This window comes from Hymenobacter agri (assembly GCF_054778495.1).
This window is the reverse complement of the sequence record NZ_BAAGZM010000618.1, coordinates 1-2,493: the sequence shown is the minus strand read 5'-3', so window position 1 is coordinate 2,493 and position 2,493 is coordinate 1. Positions and strand designations below refer to the sequence as shown.

2 protein-coding genes are annotated in these 2,493 nt (G+C 66.7%); both read right to left on the bottom strand.

The features are described 5' to 3' along the window. Positions 1 to 712 (bottom strand): SDR family NAD(P)-dependent oxidoreductase (locus tag ACYVDE_RS20215; protein WP_460503340.1); only part of this gene is annotated, 712 nt, incomplete at its 3' end. Between the two features lie 28 nt (positions 713 to 740). Then, positions 741 to 2,493: alpha-glucuronidase (locus ACYVDE_RS20210; protein WP_460503339.1), on the bottom strand; the 1,753-nt coding region annotated here is incomplete at its 5' end.

The window sequence follows — 2,493 nt, the reverse complement described above, 5'->3', positions numbered from 1 at the left end:
GGCCGAACTTGCCCATGGGCGTGCGGCGCATGGCGCGGTCGCGGCGGTCGGGGTCGGAGTTCATGGCCGTGCGGCTCATGGCCGTTTCGATGAAGCCCGGCGCAATGGCATTCACCCGCACGCCGTGCGCAGAGAATTCCGAGGCCAGCACCTTCACCATGCCCTCCACTGCCGACTTGGAGGCCGCGTAGGCCACCACGCGGTCGATGCCGTAGTAGGCGGCCATCGACGAAATCATCAGAATCACGCCCTTGCGGCGGGGCAGCATGCGGGCGGCGCAGGCCCGCGTGAGGGCAAACACCGCGTGCAGGTTGGTGTGCAGAATGCGGCTGAACTCTTCGTCCGACACCTCCAGGGCGGGCTTTTTGAGATTGATGCCGGCGTTGTTCACCAGAATATCAATCGGGCCATAGGTGGCTTCCACTTCGGCCACCAGCGCGTCGATGGCGCTCAAGTCGGTCACGTCGTTCACTAGGTAGTGCACGGCCTCGCCCAGTTCGGCTACCGCGCCGCGCAGCACCTCCTCGCGCCGCCCCGTGATGATGACCGTGGCCCCAGCCGTGGCCATGCAGCGGGCAATTTCGAGCCCGATGCCGGTGCCGCCGCCCGTCACAAGGGCCAGCTGGCCTTCGAGCGAAAACACGTTGGCCGGGGCCGCCTGCGGGGCGGCCGTGGCGGTGGCCGAGCCGTTGGAGTAAGTGGTGGGGTTCATATCGATAGCGGGTTGGGAAGCGGCAGAATTATTTGAGCTGGTAGAGGTCGACCAGGGTTTTCACCTCAGCCAGGGTGCGGGTGGGCGGCGCGAAGGGGGTCGGCAGGGGCTGCCGCGAGAAGGTCTGGAAGTAGAGCACGCAGGCATCGCGCCACCACACGGCCTCGCGCTGTTGGATTTGCAGGCGGGCGGCCACATCGGCAAACAGCGCGGCATCAACCTGGGGCTTCACGCTGGCCCAGCGGCGCTGCATCCAGGCCACCGAGTCGGTGCCGGTGTAGTAGCGCGTCACCAGCTCGTTCCAGAGGGTGCGACCGGTGGGCAGCGGCTGCCGCCAGCCCACGTGGTGGAACCAGAGCAGGTAGTTGAGCGGGCAGGTTTTGGCATTGCCCCACTCCTGCTGCACGCCCGGCGAATACAGCGCCAGCGCGTTAGAGCCTTTGGCGGTGCGGTCGAAACCCAGACCCACCGAGTCGGCTTTGTGGTAGTACACGGCCGTCCAGTCGGGGCGGCCGGCCTCGGCCAGCCAGGGCTCGGGACCGTAGTGAATGTTCTGGCCCATGATGTGATGCAGGCCTAGCGGCGTGGTGTAGCGCACGTAGATGTCGCGCGACTTCTCCATCACGTCCACGATGGTGGCCACGGCGGCGGGCTCGCGGGTCAGGGTCATGCGGGCCCACTCGGTGGCAATGGCTTTCGAGCTCAGCGTATAGTCCCAGGCCAGGCGGCCGAAGGCGTACCAGTTGGCCTGGGCCATGGGGTGACCGGTCCAGTTGCGGTCGGTGCCGATGTTGGCCACGCCCGCGATGCCGCTGATGCGGTGCTGGTCGAGGCTGCCGTCCACCACCTTCGCCACCGTCGAGCCGGGGCCTTTGGTCTGGGTATCCGAGTCGAGGCATTCCTTGAACAGCGGGGCCAAATACACCCAGTGCGTGGCCATGCCCAGATACTCCTGGGTGAGCTGCACTTCCAGCACCAGCGGCGTTTTGGGCATGGCCCCAAACAGCGGGTGGAAGGGCTCGCGGGCCTGAAAATCAATGGGCCCATTCTTCACCTGCACCAGCACGCGGGGCGCAAACTGCCCGTCGAGCGGCTTGAAATCCTCATAGGCTTGCTTGAACCGGTCGCCGCTGCCGGCCTTGTACACGAAGGCGCGCCACATCACAATGCCGTCGTGCTGGCCCAGGGCGGCGGCCAGCATGTTGGCGCCGTCGGCGTGGGTGCGGCCGTAGTCCTGCGGGCCGGGCTCGCCCTCCGAGTTGGCCTTCACCAGAAAGCCGCCGAAATCGGGAATGGCCCGGTACAACTCCTCAGCTTTGGCGGCCCACCACTGCTTCACCTGCGGGTCGAGCGGGTCGGCCGTTTTCAGCCCGCCAATCACCTTGGGCGCGGCCCAGAACACCGACAGATACACGCGAATGCCGTAAGGCCGCATCACGCCCGCCAGCGCCTGCACCTTGCCGATGTACTCACTTGTGAGGTAGCGCGCGCTGGCATTCACGTTGTTGATGGCCACGCCGTTGAGCCCAATCGAGGCATTGGCGCGGGCGTAGTCGGTGTAGCGCGGGTCGAGGCGCTGGGGCAGTTCGTTCCACTTCCAGATGCTGGAGCCCGCGTAGCCGCGCTCCACGGTGCCATTGGGGTTGTCCCAATGGTTCAGCAGGCGGTATTGAATGCGCGGGCGGCTGCTCAGGCTGAGGCCCGCCAGCGGCTGACCCGTCTGCACCTGCCGCAGCAGCGCATACACACCGTAGAGCACGCCGGCCCCGCTCCCGCCGGCC